Annotated in this window: 21 protein-coding genes and 1 pseudogene; 13 read left to right on the top strand and 9 right to left on the bottom strand. The window is 44.9% G+C overall.

Annotated features, from left to right (window positions below):
* Positions 1-543: pseudogene (locus QZ918_RS29780) on the top strand (transposase); the annotation flags it as partial.
* A 290-nt stretch (positions 544-833) separates the two neighbouring features.
* Here the strand turns inward: QZ918_RS29780 and QZ918_RS29785 are convergent.
* The 5 genes from QZ918_RS29785 to QZ918_RS29800 all read right to left on the bottom strand — a co-directional run bounded on the left by QZ918_RS29785 (position 834) and on the right by QZ918_RS29800 (position 4,735).
* Positions 834-1,418: an IS630 family transposase gene (locus tag QZ918_RS29785; RefSeq protein ID WP_367275468.1), complete on the bottom strand. Its 585-nt coding sequence runs from the start codon at positions 1,416-1,418 to the stop codon at positions 834-836.
* Positions 1,419-1,459: 41 nt separating this feature from the next.
* Positions 1,460-1,810 (bottom strand): helix-turn-helix domain-containing protein, encoded by a 351-nt coding sequence (locus tag QZ918_RS33185; RefSeq protein WP_366665054.1) that lies wholly within the window; start codon positions 1,808-1,810, stop codon positions 1,460-1,462.
* Between the two features lie 317 nt (positions 1,811-2,127).
* On the bottom strand, positions 2,128-2,814 hold the full coding sequence (locus QZ918_RS29790) for a PEP-CTERM sorting domain-containing protein (RefSeq protein ID WP_293341885.1): 687 nt from the start codon (positions 2,812-2,814) through the stop codon (positions 2,128-2,130).
* Between the two features lie 1,100 nt (positions 2,815-3,914).
* On the bottom strand, positions 3,915-4,136 hold the full coding sequence (locus QZ918_RS29795; protein ID WP_293341888.1) for a hypothetical protein: 222 nt from the start codon (positions 4,134-4,136) through the stop codon (positions 3,915-3,917).
* Positions 4,136-4,735, bottom strand: coding sequence for a sulfite oxidase-like oxidoreductase (locus QZ918_RS29800; RefSeq protein WP_293341891.1), 600 nt, complete (start codon positions 4,733-4,735; stop codon positions 4,136-4,138). Before QZ918_RS29800 ends, QZ918_RS29795 begins: the two co-directional genes overlap by 1 nt.
* Before the next feature lie 678 nt (positions 4,736-5,413).
* On the opposite strand from QZ918_RS29800, the gene QZ918_RS29805 reads away from it, so the two are divergent.
* Complete coding sequence (locus tag QZ918_RS29805) at positions 5,414-7,972, top strand: AAA-type ATPase lid domain-containing protein (protein WP_293341894.1); 2,559 nt, start codon at positions 5,414-5,416, stop codon at positions 7,970-7,972.
* A 320-nt stretch (positions 7,973-8,292) separates the two neighbouring features.
* Here QZ918_RS29805 and QZ918_RS29810 read toward each other — a convergent pair whose 3' ends face one another.
* Complete coding sequence (locus QZ918_RS29810; protein ID WP_293151591.1) at positions 8,293-8,466, bottom strand: hypothetical protein; 174 nt, start codon at positions 8,464-8,466, stop codon at positions 8,293-8,295.
* Positions 8,467-8,596: 130 nt separating this feature from the next.
* Between QZ918_RS29810 and QZ918_RS29815 the strand changes: the two genes are divergently transcribed.
* The 3 genes from QZ918_RS29815 to QZ918_RS29825 all read left to right on the top strand — a co-directional run bounded on the left by QZ918_RS29815 (position 8,597) and on the right by QZ918_RS29825 (position 9,734).
* On the top strand, positions 8,597-8,974 hold the full coding sequence (locus QZ918_RS29815) for a hypothetical protein (protein WP_293341897.1): 378 nt from the start codon (positions 8,597-8,599) through the stop codon (positions 8,972-8,974).
* Positions 8,975-9,093: 119 nt separating this feature from the next.
* Positions 9,094-9,369: a hypothetical protein gene (locus tag QZ918_RS29820; RefSeq protein WP_293341900.1), complete on the top strand. Its 276-nt coding sequence runs from the start codon at positions 9,094-9,096 to the stop codon at positions 9,367-9,369.
* Positions 9,366-9,734, top strand: a complete 369-nt coding sequence (locus QZ918_RS29825) for a clan AA aspartic protease (protein ID WP_293341902.1) — start codon at positions 9,366-9,368, stop codon at positions 9,732-9,734. Before QZ918_RS29820 ends, QZ918_RS29825 begins: the two co-directional genes overlap by 4 nt.
* Before the next feature lie 326 nt (positions 9,735-10,060).
* On the opposite strand, the gene QZ918_RS29830 is transcribed toward QZ918_RS29825, so the two are convergent.
* Positions 10,061-10,450 carry a tautomerase family protein gene (locus QZ918_RS29830; RefSeq protein ID WP_293341904.1) on the bottom strand — a complete coding sequence of 130 codons (390 nt, stop codon included), beginning with the start codon at positions 10,448-10,450 and terminating at the stop codon, positions 10,061-10,063.
* 57 nt (positions 10,451-10,507) lie between these two features.
* Between QZ918_RS29830 and QZ918_RS29835 the strand changes: the two genes are divergently transcribed.
* The 4 genes from QZ918_RS29835 (at position 10,508) to QZ918_RS29850 (ending at position 14,479) form a co-directional block, all read left to right on the top strand.
* Positions 10,508-10,690 (top strand): hypothetical protein, encoded by a 183-nt coding sequence (locus tag QZ918_RS29835; RefSeq protein ID WP_293341907.1) that lies wholly within the window; start codon positions 10,508-10,510, stop codon positions 10,688-10,690.
* Positions 10,687-10,812: a hypothetical protein gene (locus tag QZ918_RS29840; RefSeq protein WP_293341910.1), complete on the top strand. Its 126-nt coding sequence runs from the start codon at positions 10,687-10,689 to the stop codon at positions 10,810-10,812. Before QZ918_RS29835 ends, QZ918_RS29840 begins: the two co-directional genes overlap by 4 nt.
* A gap of 64 nt (positions 10,813-10,876) precedes the next feature.
* Positions 10,877-12,433, top strand: coding sequence for a DUF512 domain-containing protein (locus QZ918_RS29845; protein WP_293341913.1), 1,557 nt, complete (start codon positions 10,877-10,879; stop codon positions 12,431-12,433).
* Between the two features lie 141 nt (positions 12,434-12,574).
* Positions 12,575-14,479, top strand: coding sequence for a TolC family protein (locus tag QZ918_RS29850; protein WP_293341916.1), 1,905 nt, complete (start codon positions 12,575-12,577; stop codon positions 14,477-14,479).
* Between the two features lie 22 nt (positions 14,480-14,501).
* Here the strand turns inward: QZ918_RS29850 and QZ918_RS29855 are convergent, their stop codons facing one another.
* Positions 14,502-14,675 (bottom strand): hypothetical protein, encoded by a 174-nt coding sequence (locus QZ918_RS29855; protein WP_293341919.1) that lies wholly within the window; start codon positions 14,673-14,675, stop codon positions 14,502-14,504.
* Positions 14,676-15,001: 326 nt separating this feature from the next.
* Between QZ918_RS29855 and QZ918_RS29860 the strand changes: the two genes are divergently transcribed.
* Both QZ918_RS29860 and psbM read left to right on the top strand, forming a co-directional pair.
* A complete protein-coding gene (locus tag QZ918_RS29860; RefSeq protein ID WP_293151570.1) occupies positions 15,002-15,298 on the top strand; it encodes a 2Fe-2S iron-sulfur cluster-binding protein in 297 nt (98 codons plus the stop codon).
* A gap of 243 nt (positions 15,299-15,541) precedes the next feature.
* Complete coding sequence (psbM, locus tag QZ918_RS29865) at positions 15,542-15,655, top strand: photosystem II reaction center protein PsbM (RefSeq protein WP_293151564.1); 114 nt, start codon at positions 15,542-15,544, stop codon at positions 15,653-15,655.
* Between the two features lie 100 nt (positions 15,656-15,755).
* On the opposite strand, the gene QZ918_RS29870 is transcribed toward psbM, so the two are convergent.
* On the bottom strand, positions 15,756-16,610 hold the full coding sequence (locus tag QZ918_RS29870; RefSeq protein ID WP_293341922.1) for a universal stress protein: 855 nt from the start codon (positions 16,608-16,610) through the stop codon (positions 15,756-15,758).
* Between the two features lie 142 nt (positions 16,611-16,752).
* Here QZ918_RS29870 and QZ918_RS29875 point away from each other — a divergent pair, with 142 nt between their 5' ends.
* A complete protein-coding gene (locus tag QZ918_RS29875; protein WP_293341925.1) occupies positions 16,753-17,256 on the top strand; it encodes an acyl-CoA thioesterase in 504 nt (167 codons plus the stop codon).
* A gap of 669 nt (positions 17,257-17,925) precedes the next feature.
* Positions 17,926-19,273 (top strand): hypothetical protein (locus QZ918_RS29880; protein WP_527250460.1); only part of this gene is annotated, 1,348 nt, incomplete at its 3' end.

Raw genomic sequence — 19,273 nt, forward strand, 5'->3', positions numbered from 1 at the left:
AGCCACGCTCAGCAAGGGTTGTGGCTATTTAGGAAGAATTCCATCAAATGTTAAATTCCTCAATGAAACACAACTAGAAGATGGCTCTTACTTAAGTTTTATTAATCCCCCAGGCAAATTCAGAAAAAAAGGATTTAAACCAATCCAAATCAGAGTAATTGAGTACACAATTGAGAACTTAAATGACCCAACAGCAGAAATTAAATATCGTTTAATCACAAGTTTATTAGGCCTAAAAAATTTCCGGCAAAGTTATTGGCTGCCGAATATCATCAACGTTGGGAAGTCGAAAATACAATTGATGAATTCAAAGTACATCTTCTAGAACGAAAAACTCATATTCGCTCTCAAAGACCAAGAGAAGTAGTACAAGAAAATTATGGTCTATTATTAGGACCGAAAAGCTGTGCGATCATTCATTTGTCAAACAGCGCAGAGTGCAGAAATTTCGCCATTAAGTATTTCTTTCACCGGTACATTACGAGTTATTCGTCGTGTTCCAAATTTCAGCGTTTAGAAGCACAAGAAATCCCATTTTTTTAACTTGGTTGAACTTGGAGATTCTTGATGCGACTTTGCCACAAAGAGTTGAGAGAAACAACCCAAGAGTTGTCAAAAAACCAGTTTCAAAATTTAAATCCAAAAAAGTTAAACACAGAGGTACTGGAATAAAAATGAATCCTCGTGTTTTCAATATTTTAAAGCCTCCCAACCCTTAAGTAAACCGTATTGCCTTATCTGGTAAGCTTTCTACTTTTATTCAGCAAGCCCTAACTAATAACTAATAACTAATGACGAATGACTAATAACTAATAACTACTGATACCAATTTCCTAAAGTCCTGCTACAGATAGAGCATCTAAAATAAATTCCCACCCCGTCAAAGAATTAATCACTTGGGAGGTCAACTTTGTTAATTCTTTTTGCACCGCTTCTCTCAACTCTTCTATGCAATCGAATCTCAACCATTTCAATTGTTCTTTGACATATCCCCACAGTCTTTCTATTGGGTTTACTTCCGGACTGTATGCGGGCTGAAACAGTAAAATAACATTTTCTGGTATGCTGAGATTTAAAGAGTTATGGAATCCTCCATTATCTAGTTGAACTATATGTAAATCCTCGGGGTACTCACTAGCAAATAGTTCTAAGAATTTCTGAAAACACACTGTATCTAAATGCGTAAACTCATAAAAAAAACTGCATCCAGTTAGCGGTTCTACGGAGCCATACAGCCACAAATAAGTAAAGTCCCACTGCACTTTTCCTTGGGGCTTTATTCCTTTACCTGTTAACTTTCTTCTCTGAATCGTATGCAACCCCATCCGACTTTCATCTTGACTCCAATATCGCACTTTTTTCCATTGTTTTAAAAAGCTCTCACTCTGACTTAGACTGGCTTTTATTGAGGATGGCAGTTTTTTTAAACTCTTCTACTGCACCTGGTTTCTGCTTTTCGCTAACCGGACGTGGAAATGCGTAACTTTCCTTTAAGACGATATCTTACCCATTGATGTACTGTTCGATATGCTACCTCTACATCACAGCATAGTGTCAACCATTGATGTGCTTCTTTGTAGCTACTGAATCCTTCATTTTGGCTCAATTCCTCCGATAATTTTTTTACTGTTTCTGGAGTCATTATTCTGGGTCGTCCCGAACGAGGTTTCTGGCATAATAGTTCTTCTATTCCTCCTGAACGGTAGCTAGATAACCATCTTTGTATGGTGGTACGATGTTTACCTACGCGCACAGCAGCAGACAACACACTGTCTGCTGTCTTGGTTTTAAGCCAATAAAGAACTTGCACTTTTTGATGCCGTACAGCATCTTTCTCTTGGCACAGCAGAGTTTTGAGTTATGCAGCCGTCTCCATAATATCGAGCTTGAAAACTCCTGACATTTTTCTGACCTCTATTTGGGTACTCAATTATAAAACTGACTTCTATTAACTGTAGTACTACTTTATGAAATTGGTATGACAACTGTCAACTGTCAACTGTCAACTGTCAACTGTCAACTAACTTCTTAAATCAAGCAAAAGGCGAGCCGATTTCCCAGCGCGCCTGCACATCCTATTTTTTTTGTCAAACGTAATTGAACAGATCGTTCCGTTTCAAAAAATTATCAAACTGTCTTGCTAGCGCGGCGGCGGCGGGCTGCAACCAAGCCACCCAAACCAAGAGCCAAACCAGTCATTGTAATCGGTTCGGGAACTGCTTCTGCGCTGACGGTGAAGTCTTGGAAGTCTGTGTCGTTAGCGTTACCGCGATCGTCAAAGGAGATCAGGGTGCCTCCGTTAGACAGAGAAGCTGTTCCATTTGTATAGCTTCCGGCAGCTTGGAAAGTGTTGGTTGTTTCTCTGCTGAGCGCTGTCCACAAGGAGGATCCGCCAAACACGGCTTGTTGGGTGCCAGCGTTCAAGGTCGAGGTCGAGTAGACAGTGCCGCCATCGCCGCTGTTGAGTCCCAAAGTGTAAACTTGATTTGCTAGGAATGTGAATACTGCTGTTCCCGAACCCAAGACTGTATTGCCCAGAGATCCTTTCCATTCGTTCTCGCCGCCATTGTCAGAGGATTTAGTTTCCGAAAACAGCGTGCTAACTAGAGATGTCACCGAGTCCTTCACGCTGTAAATTCCCAAAGAGGAAGTGTAGCCACCGTGAGACTCTTTGAAGCTAAACATGACATCTGTATTTTTGGCGAAGGTGATACCGTTGGTACCAAAGGAGAAGGCTTGGGCTGGAGATCCTGCTCCTAATAAAGCGGTGGCGGCTGCGGTAGCTGTTAGGGCAGATAAGAGTTTGGTATTCATGACCTGATTCCTTGTTGTTGCAAGATATTAATAATTTCATTATGTGATAGTTCGTGTTTTTTTTCTCACTTTCTGTGAATTTTGACCAACTCTTTATGAAGCCTTTACAAGATCTTTATAAATGCTGTCGAGCCGATCTGTAAACGGGCGATCGCTCTCTAAAAATACACACCAAAAATTATAAAAATTAGGGCTGTAAACCTTGCAATCGCGGTCATGCGAGCGCTAACCCGCAACATAGATTTCGGTGGGTTTATCCTAATTTTAAATTTTATTGCAATTCTAAATCCTTAACAGCAAACACTTAGGTACAAACACTGTCAGTCTATTTTAGATTTTAGATTTTAGATTTAGTTGCAGGATTGCATCTGGGAGCTTGAGCTAGGGTAGAAAATTTTGGCTTCTACCCTGACGCTCGTGCACGTGGGACGGTACCTGTTTTTGGGCAGGGTAACTGTGTGGGAATCTAACAGTTTTGACACTCCCGGGCCTTCAGGCGTGGGGATTCTTAATTCATCGACTGACCTTTAAGCGCTATGTCCTTACGGCAATTCTTAAACCTTTCAACCGTACAAAAGTACCAATTGACGAGCTTAACTCACAACCACCCCAGAGGGTCTATAGCCTTTCTCAAAAAGATGAGGTATAACTGACAGCTTACATAACCATTAAACTAAGAGGGCTCGCATCCCAACAACGTCCGCGAATCTTTCTAATAACCGCTATATCTCCAAAAGCGTACTAGGATATGAACCTAGAGTTTGGGTATGCCCTACCCTACTTAACAAATGAACTAAATTATTTGTTTTCTGGTAAAGAGAACGCATTGATTCTCTAGCTGTATAGCGAGTTTTCGCTGCTCTGTGTCCAACAATTTATGCCGAAAAGTGTGTCTTAACTGTTTCACTCTTAGCATTGCGAGTTTAAACCTGACTGTTCTACCATAGTACAAATACAAACAAGGTTGGGATTTTTAGGAATGGATTTAAGAAATTAAAGCCCTCCTAAAAGGACAGGGTTTTAAACCCAATTTCCCGATAAAAGTTTTCTATTAATCCAGAAACTAGGAATATTTGTTGTTTGGGACTTGCGTATGGGAATTAAAGTAGTCGATCGCTCGGGTAAATTACTGACAAAGTGCGATCGCTGGGTTTAGGTCTTGTGGTTGAACTACAGAGAACCCGCACCGTGACAGATCCCAAAAATGCGATCGAGAGGGGGCTTTCTGCTTTGAAAATTGCCAAAAAGCAGATTTCCATCAGAAAATACCATATATAGATGCGCTTGGCAAGCCATATTCGCGATCGATCGTCAGATCGCATCAAAAAAGACCGCTGTAGCGTTCCTCAGCCCAAGGTTCGCCCCTCCGGTGGTAGCCGTTGCGTTCCCAAAAACCGAGTTGTTCGGTTTCTGTAAACTCCAGGCCGTTAATCCATTTCGCGCTTTTCCAGGCGTAGAGGTGCGGAACTACCAGCCGCATCGGGCCGCCGCGATCGGGGGATAGCGGTTCGCCGAAAACGGTGTGGGCGAAAAAGTTTTCTTCTCGGAGGAAGTCGGCGATCGCAATATTAGTAGTGTAGCCGCCGTAGCAGTGTTCCAGGACGTGCAGGGCTTTAGGATCGACTTCTATGCTGTTCATAAAATCCGTGACTTTGACTCCCGTCCACTGCACGTCTAGTTTTGACCAGCGGGTGACGCAGTGAAAATCCGCAGTAAAGTTACTTTGGGGCATGGCCTGGAAGTCTGACCAAGTGAAGGTTTTTGGTTTGGCCAATCCCCAGACTTTAAATTCCCAAGTCTCAATGCTGATGGAGGGTGTATCGCCGTAAGTCAGAACGGGAAAGCCGTTGGCGAGGTATTGACCTGGGGGGACGCGATCGCTGTTATCTGATTCTGGCTTGCGAAAAAATTTGCCCTGCATTTATTCAAGCTCTACAGTAAATGACTGCAATCCTCAGTATAACTTACACATAACTACAAACAACAGCTTTACCGGTGGATGATTTACCAGAAAGAATTAGTTGAAAGCCCCAAGTCTTTGAAGGAGAAATTAAAATCAGACTATTCATTACTCCCATCCTCGGACTTCAGGGTAGAGGTCGTTCTCAAACTGTCAACTGTCACTTGTCTGCTGTAGACAAGATTGCCAAAGTCTTTTTGCGGTGTTGTTTGCATAAATTCTTGTTCGCTGTTCCCCGTTCCCTGTTCCCTATTCCCGACTTTTGCAAGAAGTCTTGTCAACTGTTGAACGCCTTTGATCGAACTTGCAACGCTTGACTTTGGCGCGTTTTTGCGATCGAAATGATTCTGAGGAATCTTGGCGAATTATTAAAATATTGCTGAAGCAAGTGGAGTTTGCGAGATCGTTTTAGGATAGCAGACTCAGCGACTGGAAAAACCTTTTCACGTGCAGATTGCCCGAGGATGTGCAGAAAAAATATATTAGAACCGGGAGTGTCGATCGCCTATGCTGAAAAGAGAAAATTAACACCACACTAAAACTCAAAAGGCTAGTTTCCAGCAGTTAATATTGATTGATGTAGCACAATGATATATCCTACACCAACTACCACGATTCGGCTTTCGCCGGCGCTAAGCGATGTCTACCGAAACATTAGTTAACTGGCTCGAAGAGAACACGGAATTAGGCATATTATCCCGGGATATTTTACAGGCGATCGCGCTGGAAATGGAAATCTCAACTTTTCCCCCGGGATTTCGAGTGGTAATCGAAGATACACCAGTCACCAATCTCTACATCCTACAAACAGGACAAGCCGATCGCTACCGCCGCAAACAACCGGGTTTAATGTGGGGGAGTAGTTTGTTACCGGGGGCGATCGTCAATTTATCGGCACTCCAGCGATCGCAACCGGCAGATAGTAGAATTATTACTCGGACAGAGTGTAAATTTTGGGTCATTAGTGCCGATCGCTGGCGCAGTTTGCTAGAAAGATATCCACGCATCACCGAAGCCTACGCTCAACGCTTAGCCGCGAAATTAGAGCAGCTAGAAGCAGAAATCGCCTATGAAAGAGAGCGTCAAAATGCCCTTCGCAGCTATCTAGTACCGCAGGCGAAACGGGGAGTAATTGGGAATAGCCGTTATGCGGTAAAATTGCGGCAACAAATTCGGGCTGCATCGAGTGACGAGCGATCGGTGTTAATCTCTGGCGAACCTGGTTTACAAAAGGATAACTTAGCTGCTTTAATTCATTTCGGTTCAAGTCGTCGCAGCGAGCCAATTATTCAGATCAAAAGTGCCTTGCTTCAGAGCAATGGAGCCGAATTATTCGGGCGTTTGGGCGGTAAACCTGGGCTGTTAGAATGGTTGGGAGAAGGGACGTTAATTTTAAATGACGTTCAAGAATTACCCGCTCAATTATGTCCGCAGATTCAGCAACTATTAACCCAAGGAACCTATACACCAGTTGTCAAAGAAGGACAAATACCACCGCAACCGCGTTCTAGCAATGCTCGAATAATTTTAATCTCAGAAATCGTCCAACCCCAGCTAGATAAGCTGACGCAACACAAGATTAAAGTACCGTCACTGCGGGTGCGTAAAGAAGATTTAGAAGCACAAGTCAACTATTATCTCAACATCTTTTGTCGCCAAAAGAAATTAGTCAAGCCCCAAATCACGCCGGAAGCAATTCGCCGCTTGCAAGCCTACGATTTTCCGGGAAACTTGCAGGAATTGCAGGGAATGGTCGATCGCGCTTTAGTTCAAGCACAGGGGAGTCAGGTATTAACCGAAGAAGTCTTTTGGGCGCAGGCGGCAAAGCAACAAAAATTTAGACTCAATTTATTCAAGATATATCCCAAATTTCGGCAATTTTTACGGAGCGATTGGTATCCCGATCGCGTGAATTATTGGTTTACCACTTGGGTATTTGCATTGGTGGTAATTATCCTGTTTGTTGCTCCCCAAGATCGACAGCATAATTTTGCCCTAAATATCTTTTGGGCTTGGTGGTGGCCGTTAATTTTATTATTATTCCCCATCATCGGGCGATTGTGGTGTGCTTTTTGCCCTTTTATGATTTATGGAGAAATCGTCCAAAAACTATCGCTTAAAATTTTCCCGCGAACTCTCAATAAATGGCCGCGTCAATTAGCTGAAAAATGGGGTGGCTGGTTTCTCTTCGGATTATTTACTTTAATATTTCTGTGGGAAGAGTTGTGGAATTTAGAAAATACCGCCTATTTATCCAGTTGTTTGTTATTGCTAATTACGGCGGGCGCGGTAATTTTTTCGCTGATATTCGAGCGGCGGTTTTGGTGTCGTTATTTATGCCCGATCGGCGGCATGAATGGATTATTTGCTAAACTCTCAATTATCGAACTGCGCGCCCAACAGGGAACCTGCGCGGCGGAATGCAGCACCTACCATTGCTACAAAGGAGGCAAAGGTTTTGGGGAAGGATTAACTACAAATGGATGTCCGGTTTATTCCCATCCCGCGCAATTAACCGATAATAAAGATTGCGTGTTGTGCATGACTTGCTTAAAAGCTTGTCCCCATCGATCGGTAGAATTAAATCTGCGCCCTCCCGGCATTGAATTATGGACTACTCACGTTCCCCACAGTTATGAAGTTGCCCTATTATTTCTCTTATTAGGCGGAATTTATATCCACCGGTTGCCAGAGATAAATAGTTTGTTGGGGCTGGGCATCAATTTAGAACAATTTTTACCACATTTAGGACTGTCGATCGCGGTGTTAATTATCCCGCCGATTATTCCGTTAGTTGCCTATGCAGTCATGCAAGCAATTTACCGATTGGGAAAAGCAGAAACTATCCCATTTAAAATTACTAAACCGCTTTCATTTGTCTGTCTCGCCTACGGATATCTACCTCTAGTTTGGGGCGGTAGTTTGGCTCACTATTGGCGATTGGGTTTGCAGGAAGGCGGGCGAGTGATTCCCGTAGCTTTTGCGACTTTCGGACAAATTAGAGATGATTTGCCGAGTTTTGTGGTAGATCCGGCGGTGATTAGTTTTTTGCAGGGTCTAACTTTAATTGTATCGCTGTTGGTGACGATATTTGTAACTCAAAAAATTGCCAAGCGATCGCTTAAATCTTTGATTCCTCAGCATTTAGCAAGTTTGTGCCTGATGGTGAGTTTGTGGTATGCGATCGTGGGAAATTAAAATAACCATTATCAATTTCGTAGTGCCAAGTTCGTAGTGCGGACTTTAGTCCGCAGGTTTTTTTGGACTGAAGTTCACACTACAAACCGTCTCGGTTCTCCGTATTTTGCGGACATCATCAAGTTCGTAGTGCGGACTTTAGTCCGCAGGTTTTTTCAAGTTCGTAGTGCGGACTTTAGTCCGCAGGTTTTTTTGGACTGAAGTTCACACTACAAACCGGCAGGTTTTTGCGGACTAAAGTCCACACTACAAACCGGCAGGTTTTTGCGGACTAAAGTCCACACTACAAACCGGCAAGTTTTTGCGGACTAAAGTCCACACTACAAACCGGCAAGTTTTTGCGGACTAAAGTCCACACTACAAACCGGCAAGTTTTTGCGGACTAAAGTCCACACTACAAACCGTCTCGATCGCTGGTAATCGATCGGACATGATATGATATGCCCATGCCAAGCAGTACGACATTGAGCAGCAAGCAATGACCGGACAAACATTACCGCTTTTTCATCAGTTCGAGAATAGTTAGAAAGCACATAAGACTTACGCACGAGAGGTCAAAAACCGGGTTTCTGGGAAAATTCCTGCAACAAAACCTATATTTTTCGTCAGAAACCCGGTTTCTCAATGCTTAGTGAAAATGCAGAAATATCCCAATTGAAGCAAACTATGTCAATACCGAAAAAAGGAACAAGAAAAATCATTGTTGATGGGGAACCTTTCATCTGGCTCATCCGAAGAAAACCTACTTATACACAAGAATGCTTTCATGGCGGAAATCTTCATGTTGCAGTCGAGCGTGCCACAAAACTAGGTTCCGTTTTAGTTATTATCACCGATAAACCCCATCCTCAAGGTTTGGTAAGCAAACAAGAAGTGAAACCAGTAACACCCTCCGATGTAACCCAATGGATACGGCAAGCGATGCAACTCGGATGGCAGCCTAGGCGATCTGGAATAACTTTTCACGTGCAGATTGCAGGGCAGTGTATGGAAAAAATATAATGCTTTATGTTGCCCAACATCAAGCATTATATTAAAGCTAATTCAGTTGATTTGGTAAATGTAAACATCGTCTGAAAGTTAAAAGTGTATAATTAGGTTGACAACGACAGAGAACTGCGATGACTATTCTGAAACCCCGTTATAGCAAGCAAGAGTTTGCACGACTTGGCGATGAGATATACGATCGCGTAGTGCGATCGCAAGTTGAGCCGAGTAACAAAGGTAAAATTGTGGCGATCGATATTGAGACATCTGCATGGGAGATCGATAGCAACGAGATAGTTGCCTGTAGCCGACTCCGAACAAAGTACCCCACTGCCCAGATATGGATCGTGCGCGTGGGTTCAAGCTATGTCCGTCGTTTTGGTGCCGGTCGCATCCAAAAAGCAAAATGATTGCAGGAGTAGTTAACGGCGATTATGAACCAATTCTTCGCATATCCATCTACAGCAATAACGGTGAACTATACGAGCGAGATGCTGTTGTAGATACGGGTTTTAATGGCTGGCTATCTCTACCACCAGATTTGGTTGTTATTTTAGGATTGCCTTGGCAGAGACGAGGACGGGCAATACTAGCTGACGGCAGTGAGAGTATATTTGATATCTATGAAGCAACTATTCTCTGGGATGGTCTGCCAGTAACTATACCAATTGATGAAGCTGATTCAGATCCACTTATTGGTATGTCATTGATGGATGGCTACGAGCTAACAATTCAGATTGTAGACAGCGGTACCGTGACTCTCAAAAAAATATAAAGTCTAACAAATTACTGTGTTCGATGCTGGGCCACAAGTTCGTAGTGCGGACTTGAGTCCGCAGGTTCGTAGTGCGGACTTGAGTCCGCAGGTTCGTAGTGCGGACTTGAGTCCGCAGGTTTTTGGAGACTAAAGTTCACACTATAAACCATCTCGGTTCTGCGTATTGTGCGGACTAAAGTCCACACTACAAACTGTATTTGCGGACTAAAGTCCACACTACAAACTGCCTATTTTGCGGACTAAAGTCCACACTACAAACTGGTGATAAGGATCAAAACTTTGCGGCTATAGTTTGAAATAAAATATCGCCGAACGGCAGGTATTTAAACCTGTATTTTGTAGTTTAAATTCAATTCATCTCCAGGAACTCCCCTGACGCCCCAATTGTGTGGTGGCACTTCATATAAAATAATTTCAATATCGTTAGGTGCGATATTTAATGCAGCATTCAGCTTTTGGTAAATCAGGCGCATCAGGTTTTTCTTGGCTTCAACAGTTCGCCCTTCAAATAAACTAATTTCTATCACCAGATATTGGTTAGTTCGATCGCCCGGATAAACAAAATCCTCTTGGGCCAGCGAGATGAACCGTTGAAATCGCTTGTCTGCTGGGTAAGATAAGGCTTCGATCGTACAAGCATGAATGCTGTCTGATATCGTTTGCCGGTGTTGCTGGATGAATTCCGTATGTCCGTAGATTTTAGTTTGAGGCATAATTCATGAATTGAGCGATCGCAAAAAGTTGCGTATTGATAACGGTGGGATTAGACGATGGAAATTTCCACAATTGGGCTGAGTGTGAGTTTGATTGCGGGCGGTGCCACCTTTGTTGGAGCATTGCCCGTGCTATTTTTGCGGAAAATTAGCGATCGCCCGATCGCAATTATATTAGGTTTTGGCGGCGGTTGCCGCCAGCATGACAACCGCTTTTTCGCTACTCATTCCGGGGATTGAAGCTGCAAGTCAGCGTAGATGTCACTCTCAAACTGTCAACTGTCACAGGTCAACTGTCAACTGTTTCTCCCGACCCAGCGCGCTTGACAAATAATATAAATTGTGATAGCGTTGTAGGCTGAATTTAAAATAAAAATCTTTTTTTGAACAGCAATTTATCAAACTTGAAAACGCTAGCGCGATCGTATGAGCGACTCCTCCACCAGACCAGCCCGAATTACTAAAGTTATCCCCGACAGTATCGCTGCCGAAATCGGATTTGATGCCGGAGACTCCATCGTCGCGATCAACGGCGAAAAACCCCGCGACTTGATCGACTATCAATTCCTGTGTGCCGATGAGTTTCTGGAACTAGAAGTTTTAGATGCTAAGGGCAAAACTCATAAGTTGGAAATAGAAAAAGACTATGACGAAGACTTGGGTGTGGAATTTGAAACTGCCTTATTCGACGGACTAATTCAGTGCAACAACCGCTGCCCTTTTTGCTTTATCGACCAGCAGCCTCCGGGAAAGCGCGAAACTCTCTATCTCAAGGATGATGACTACCGCCTCAGCTTTCTTTATGGCAGCTATCTAACTCTTACCAATCTGACGGAAAAAGAATGGAACCGCATCGAACAAATGCGGCTTTCTCCTCTTTATGTTTCGGTGCACGCTACGGAACCGGATGTGCGAATTCGCTTGTTGAAAAATTTTCGGGCTGGGAAGATTTTAGAACAAATTAAATGGTTTCAAGAGCGCCGCTTGCAAATTCACGCTCAAGTTGTGGTTTGTCCGGGGATTAATGATGGCGAACATTTGGAACGCACTTTGTTGGATTTGGCAAAGTTTCATACTGGCAATATCCCGGCTGTAGCTTCGGTGGCTGTGGTGCCGGTGGGTTTGACTCGCTTTCGTCCTGCGGAAGATGAATTGATTGCTGTAACTGCCGAAAAAGCGCGGGAAGTTATCGCGCAAGTGCAGAAAATTCAAGCTGTTTTGAGTCAGGGGAAAGGCGGCGGCAAGGCTAAGAAAAAGAATTCAAAATTCACCCCCCCCAGCCCCCCCTTGCTAAGGGGGGGAGAAGAGTTAGAAGATGTAAAGGCGAATAAAAAAAGCTCAAAATTCACCCCCCCCAGCCCCCCCTTGCTAAGGGGGGGAGAAGAGTTAGAAGAGTTAGAAGATTTCAAATCTTCTGGGAAAAAGGGAAATTCAAAATCGCGCTGTATTTGGCTGGCTGATGAGTGGTTTTTAATCGCGGGTTTGGATTTGCCGTCGGCGGTGGATTATGAAGATTATCCCCAAATTGGTAATGGTGTGGGTTCGATCCGGCAGTTTATTGGGCAGTTTGAAACGGCTTTTGCTAAGCTGCAACCGTTGCCGGCGATTGGGCCGCGCCGGTTGGTTTGGGTGGTTGGAAATGCTGTTGAACAGGCTTTTCGCCCGATCGCACAACAACTAAACCAAATTCCCGGCTTGTCCGTCAACATGGTGGCACTTTCCAGCCGCTACTGGGGACAAACTATCACTGTTACGGGTTTGCTCACCGGGCAAGATTTACTCGAAGCTTTGCAGGGAAAAGACTTGGGAGATGGCATCCTCCTGCCCTCGGTCATGCTAAAACAGGACTCACCTCGTTTTCTTGACGACATGACTGTAGAACAGCTCGAAAAGTCCCTGAAAACCCGGATTTTGCCGGTAAGTGGAGTAGAGGAACTAATCTCGGGGGCGATCGGTCTGGCAACTGCTGAAGTTCAATTGTAAATTTTGAATCAAGCCTTCACCAGCAACAGGAGTACGGTAATTGTGACTTGCTAACTGTCGGGTTCAGGAACCAAACTAGAAACTTGAGACCTCAATCTTGCTCTAAAATTGTCTCTAGAATTGCAAAGTAATTAAAAAATTATGCGTGTTTTTCGTCAAATCGTGGTGGTCGGAGTGGGCGCTGCAATTACTTTCAGCAACGCCGGACAGAGTGCTTCAGCACAGTCTCCGGCTCAATCTCAGGACGGTTCCCCCCTTAGCAATCCGATCGAATTAGCACAGAATATTCGATCGACCTCCAACACAGCCTCAGAACCAACATCAGAAGATCCACAACAGTCGATCGCCCAAAACCCACCAACATCCGAATCTCAAAAACCTGGGGAACAGTCGATCGCAGCAACTCCCCCCATCGAGTCAGAGCAAGCATCAAAAGCCCAACAGGCTGCTCCGGCTGCCCCATCAACCCAGCAGCAGGAATATTTGGCCCAGTCTCCCACACCAGCACGGGCAAACAATCGGCAGAAACCTGTCCCGAGCAGCCCCAACAATGTTCCGGTGCCGAATTTGCCAGCACCAGTTCCCCGCGGCACTCCGAATGAAACTTTCCCGCCTCTCACCCCCAAGGGCATTTTAGACACCAAGCCCCCGACGAACCTAGAACCGAACCCGAATCCGCTACAGTTTCCGACAAAGCCCGAGGATGTCAGAATCGAGCAAACTCAGTCAATTACTTTGCAGCAGGCGATCGATCTGGCCCGCCGCAACAGCCAAATTTTGCAAATCGCTCAGAAACAAGTCGAACAAACTCGATCGGTTGTACGCGAACAACAAGCTGCTTTATTTCCCGATCTGACTTTTCAAATGAACGCCAGCCGTCAAGTCAGCGCCAGCGGACAGATTGGCGTGCAGACTCGACTCCGCCAAAATGACAATTTACCCGCCAGCCGCCAACTCCCCACAAATTCTCCCGAATTTCAAAATTTCGGCAGCATCGGTCTCAACAACACTTTGCAGTTGAGCTACGATCTGGACATTTTCGGTCGCCGCACCGCTAATATCCGCGCGGCTAGGGAACAGTTGCGCTTTCGGGAACTCGATTTGGAACGCCAAGCCGAGGAACTCCGCTTCGACACTTCTGAGGCTTACTACAACCTGCAAAACTCCGACGGACAAGTTGCTATCCGCCAAGCTTCGGTGAGAAATGCCCAGCAAAGTTTGCGGGATGCCGAAGCTTTGGAACGGGCCGGGGTAGGAACCCGCTTTGCTGTGTTGCAGGCTCAGTCAAATGTGGCCAACGAAGTGCAGCAACTGTCCGTAGCCCGTCGCGATCAGCGGGTGGCCCAGCGGCGGCTGGCTGAGATTTTAAATATCAGTCAGTCGGCGAACTTGACGGCGGCCGATCCGGTGGAGCAAGCTGGCTCCTGGAGGCTGTCTTTGGAAGAGAGTATCGTGCAGGCTTTTAAGAATCGCCCTGAGTTGGAACAGCAGTTAGTACAGAGGAATATCAGCCAGCAACAGAGGCGATCGATTCGGGCGGGGGGGCTACCTCAAGTTAATGTCACTGGTTCCTACAACTTTCAAGGGCTAACTACTGACGATACCAGACCCTTTGCAACTCGCGGCTGGGCGAGCGGGTATGCGGTGCAAGCCAATCTGACTTGGAATTTCTTTGACGGGGGCGCGGTGAGGGCGAGGATAAAACAGCGGGATGCCGATATCTCGATCGCCGAAAGTCGATTCGACCAAATCCGCAACCAGGTACGCCGAGAAGTTGAACAAGCTTATTTTGGTTTGGAGTCGAGTTTTGAGAATATCGAAACTTCTGAAGCTGGAGTTTTGCAGTCGAGGGAAGCTTTGCGTCTGGCCAGACTCCGCTTTCAAGCTGGCGTAGGCACTCAGACTGATGTAATTCAGGCGGAAACAGATTTGACTCGGGCTGAGAGAAACCGATTGTCGGCAATTGTCAACTACAACCTGGGGCTTTCGTCTCTCCAGCGCGCTGTGACCAATCTTCCTACTAATAACCTCTCGGATGCTCCTTAATACCAGTTGACAGTTGACAGCGTCAATCAGTTGACAGTTGACAGTTGACAGTTGACAGTTGTAGGGGCAGTGTCCCCGTGCCTGCCCTCTTCGTTGACAGTTGATAGTTGACAGCATAAATCAATTGACAGTTGACAGTTGACAGTTGACAGTTGACAGTTGACAGCAAACAGGCTGACAGTTGACAGGTTGACAACGACCTCGACTTCGACGTTGAAGTAGGAAGATTTGGGGAATAAATAGTCTGATTTTAATTTCTCCCGACGAGGGTTCCGGCTTTAAACCAATTCTTTCTGGTAAAAAAGCCGACTGTACCTCAACTCCAAGCCACGATCTGCATCAGTCAATCCCACTCATCACTCATTCCCAATTCTAAAATCTAAAATGGGTTGGGTTCACTTGGATTGGGGCGATTCCTTGTCGGGATAGCTACAAAAGACAATTAGACATTTGTTAAATATCCGACACTCCACTTAATATTTTGTAATAGAGTTCTATGTCAACTGCGTTAAAGGATCGGCAATGGCCAATATCAAGTTTGTGAAGGAAAATCAGGAAGTCATCGCAGCAGACGGAGCCAATTTGAGATTCAAAGCTCTGGAAAACCGCATCGACTTATACACGTTTTCGGGAAAGATGATGAATTGCGGGGGCATCGGTCAATGCGGTACCTGCATTGTGGAAATTGTCGAGGGTAGTGAAAATCTGTCGCCCCGCACTGACTTTGAGAACCGCAAGCTCAAGAAAAAGCCCGAAAACTATCGGTTGGCTTGTCAAACCATGGTTAACGGCCCGGTGAGCGTCAAGACTAAGCCTTAACTGCCGGTGGGCGAAGTGAAGCGGAGGGATGGGGGATGGGGCATGGGGCATGGGGCAAACAGGGCATCGGCCAAACAGGGCATGGGGCATTAGGAAATAAAAATTCTTGGATTTTGAATGTGGATTTTTTACCTATTCAACTGTCTGGTGCTACCTTCTGCTCCATTCCAGTTTCCCTTTTGCCTTTGAGTGGTATCCTAGTTGTGTGTATTTTCATATTTTCCGATACAGGCGGGGGTCTTCATGGAAGTTAACGATTTAGGGTTTGTGGCAACCATTCTGTTTGTATTGGTTCCCAGTGTTTTTCTAATCATTCTGTACATTCAAACCGCTAGCCGTGAAGGCGGAAAACAATAGCGACTGCTGCTATTTATTTCTGGCGAAAGCTAGTTGCAAAAAAAGCGCCAACAGTTTTTTACTGGGGCGCTTTTTTTTGTTAACAGTTAGTGTTGAGAGTTTAGCTGACGATCGTCCGAGCGAGCAAGACGGGACAGTTGGCGTAGACTCGCACGTAGTCTGATAGCGAATTTCCTAGGAGTCGATCGAGATCCAGGAAATTTTTAGCAACGTTTGGCCGCCGATCCGGGGAACCAATCACCAACAAGTCCGCATTCACCTCGTCTGCAATCTGACAAATTGCTTCACCGGGCTTACCTGTAGCACTCACGCAGCGGTAGCCAACTCCCATTTGTTTCGCCAGTGCTACTCCCGGAGCCAATACGGGATCTTTTTCAGCATTTCCTGTTACATCTTCGGTGTATTTTCCTGTCAAATCTTTGGTGACGTGTACTAAAACTATCTGCCCGCCACTCACTTCTTTGACCAAAGATAGCGCAAGCTGCAATGACTGTTTGGCAGATTCTGAGTTGTCGAGCGCTACCATGACGCGCTTGATTTTTTTGACGTAGATGTCGTCTTTTACTAACAACATCGGTCTCGATGTTAGCTGGAAAACATACTGGCTGACTGAGTTTTCCAAAATCGATTGCAGCCGTCCGAATCCCCGCGAACCCATAATTACTAAGTCGGATTGTTCTTCTTCTGCGACTTGGCAAACTGTGGTTTTCGGGTCTCCCTGTTTCAGCCGCGGATTGACTTTGCTGGGATCTATTTTCAAAGACTGCACTGCTTGTGCTAAAATTTTACCTCCTTCTTCCAACTTCTCGGCCATGCCATCGGAAGTTACTTGCTGCGGCACGACGTGCAAGACGGTGACAGAGCTTTGTTGCAAGGAAGGGATGTCCATCAACATATTAAACATCTCTTCGCACAAGCCGCGACCGGCGACAGCTACTAAAATTTTTTCTATCATAGTTTTTGGCGTGAAAACAGTTGAGTTTTGTTGTGGGGCGCTCTCACTAGGGCATTGTTACTCTAGTCGCTTAATGTTTAGCATAGGCCTGAAGATTGCTTTATTATTTGTAGAAATGTAGCGTTTTGGAACAATTTGTAACGTGTTAGAGAACGATCGAACTCAACCAGAACTCGCAGCGGGTGGTGCTATTCAAAATCGGCCTGGAATGATGGACTCCGAGGGCTGGTTTGAATATTTGGTGCGAGTCTATCCCCACCACACTGACTACAGCGGCGCGGTTTGGCACGGGACTTATCTGACTTGGATGGAGGAAGCTAGGGTGGAAAGTTTGCGCTCTCTCGGTATCGAGTATGCAGAGTGGGTGGCGCAGGGTGTCGAATTGCCGGTGGTTGAGCTTTCACTGCGCTACCACCGCTCTGTACAAATGGGTCAATCTGTAGCAGTCAGAACCCGGATGGTTGCTACCGAAGGCGTGCGGCTGGTTTGGGATTACGAAATTCGATCGCCCGACGCTCAAGAATTATACGTGACAGCACAGGTAACTTTGGTTGGTGTCGATCGGGACAAGGGCAAGATTATCCGCCAATTGCCGCCGGCGCTGAAGGAAGCTTTGACAAGGCTTTCTGTTAAACCTTTACCCTAAGCTTTGGTTAATTATCCAAAATAGTTTGCGGACACATCATAAGTAGAGTGGTTGAATTTCAGTCATTAAACAAGATTGCACTAATTCGCTCGCTCTACTTAAAATCATCTCTATTTTATTTTTGTTAGATAAACTTTTAATCTATAATTGACCTGTCAATCAAATATTTATGCCAAACTTCTACTTGTACCAATTGAAAAAATCCTTGTTACAACACTCTTAGTTGAGTTTGTTTAGTCAACTATTGTCGCGCTTTGCGTCGCTATAGCAATCCTAAATCATTTGTGCATTTCTTACTCCCTCCCCTTAATAAGGGGAGGGTTGGGGTGGGGTAAAAAACTTTACGACTCCTGCAAAGACTGCTATAGTTTGATGTTCTGTTGTTGTTGGGAACCATACATGGCGAGACACCCTACCAAATATTGTTACATTAATTTTCCAAAATTGTATTAATTCGCTGCCCAAAAATCCCAATTAATGCGCTCTACACAACTGCATCGCGCATTAATATTAACATTTAACAACGTCAAAAAATGTAAATAAATATAAATTCTTTTGCCAGTTAAACACAGGCACTAAATTTGTGATATCCTTGAACAAGATAGTGTTTTTTGATCGTCCCTTTTGGAAACAGCAAAATAACTCAAGTTATATCAATTAAATAAACAAATGGAAGCATTACTTTTATTGATAGGATTTGCAGGCGGGGCATTGGTCTGCTGGCTAATTTTGAATAAGCGAAATTCACGCAATTTGGTGCGGATGCAGGGTTCGCAGGAGGCAATATCGAAGTTAGCGTCGCAGTTGGATGCTAGAACTTCGGAATTGCGGCAAAAAATGCAGGATGAAACTCAGCTAAATTCAGAAATGTCTGAGCTGCAAAGTCGCTTGGAAATTGTGACTCGCGAGCAAGATGTTTTAAACAATCAAGTGTCGGAATTGGAAGAATTTTTGGCAGGAATTGCTGAGGAGCGATCGCAAGTTAATGCTCTGATTGCTGATTTGCAGTTTCAGCTAGAAAATGCTCAACAAGCTGAGTCCCAGTTAGCAGAAGTGGCAGAACTTCAATATCAGTTAGAATTGGCTCAGCACGAGCGATCGCAACTTAACGCTCAAATCCGGGAAATGCAAGCAGAGTTAGAGGCGGTTAATGCAGAACGTTCTCAATTTAACGCTCTGCTTTCGGAAGTTGAAAGTCAGTTGGAAACTGCTAGCCAAGGCAGATTGCAGGTACAATACCAGTTGTCAGAAATTCAAATTAAGTTCGATCGCTCAATTCAAGAGCGGGAGCAACTTCAGTCTCAATTTTTGGGCTTGCAAGCTCAACTAGAGAGTGCAGAGCAAGAACGAGAAATGCTTGACTCTCAATTGCAAGTCGCCCGCCAACAAGCAAATCAACCGCAACCTGAAACATTAGAGCTGGAAACACAGTTAGAAGCAGCGAATCAGGATAAAATGCTGTTAAACTCTCAGTTATCTGAGCTGCAAATTCAATCGGAAACGCTCGTTCGAGAGCGAGAACAGTTACTGTCTCGGTTGTCAGAATTGCAGGTTGAACTAGAAACGGCTAACCAAGAGCGATCGCACATTTACTCTCAATTCTCGGAAGTGCAAAATCTCTTGGAGATAGCAAATCAGAGCCAAGCTCAACTGCAATCTCCAGTACCCGAATTAGAACAGCAGTTAGAAAATTTAAATCAAGAGCGATCGCAACTGCAATCAGATTTAGAAACTGCAAACACAGAACGTTCATATCTCAATTCTCAACTGTCACAATTGCAAGCTCAAATCGAGACAGCCAACCAGCATCAAACGCAACTGCAATCTCAAATATCCGAGTTAGAGCATCAGTTAGAAAATGCGACTCAAAGTCGATCGCAAGAAGTCTCGCAATTGCAAGCTCAAATCGAGACAGCCAACCAGCATCAAACGCAACTGCAATCTCAAATATCCGAGTTAGAGCATCAGTTAGAAAATGCGACTCAAAGTCGATCGCAAGAAGTCTCGCAATTGCAAG

This window comes from Microcoleus sp. CAWBG58, assembly GCF_020883045.1.
Classification (GTDB): domain Bacteria; phylum Cyanobacteriota; class Cyanobacteriia; order Cyanobacteriales; family Microcoleaceae; genus Microcoleus.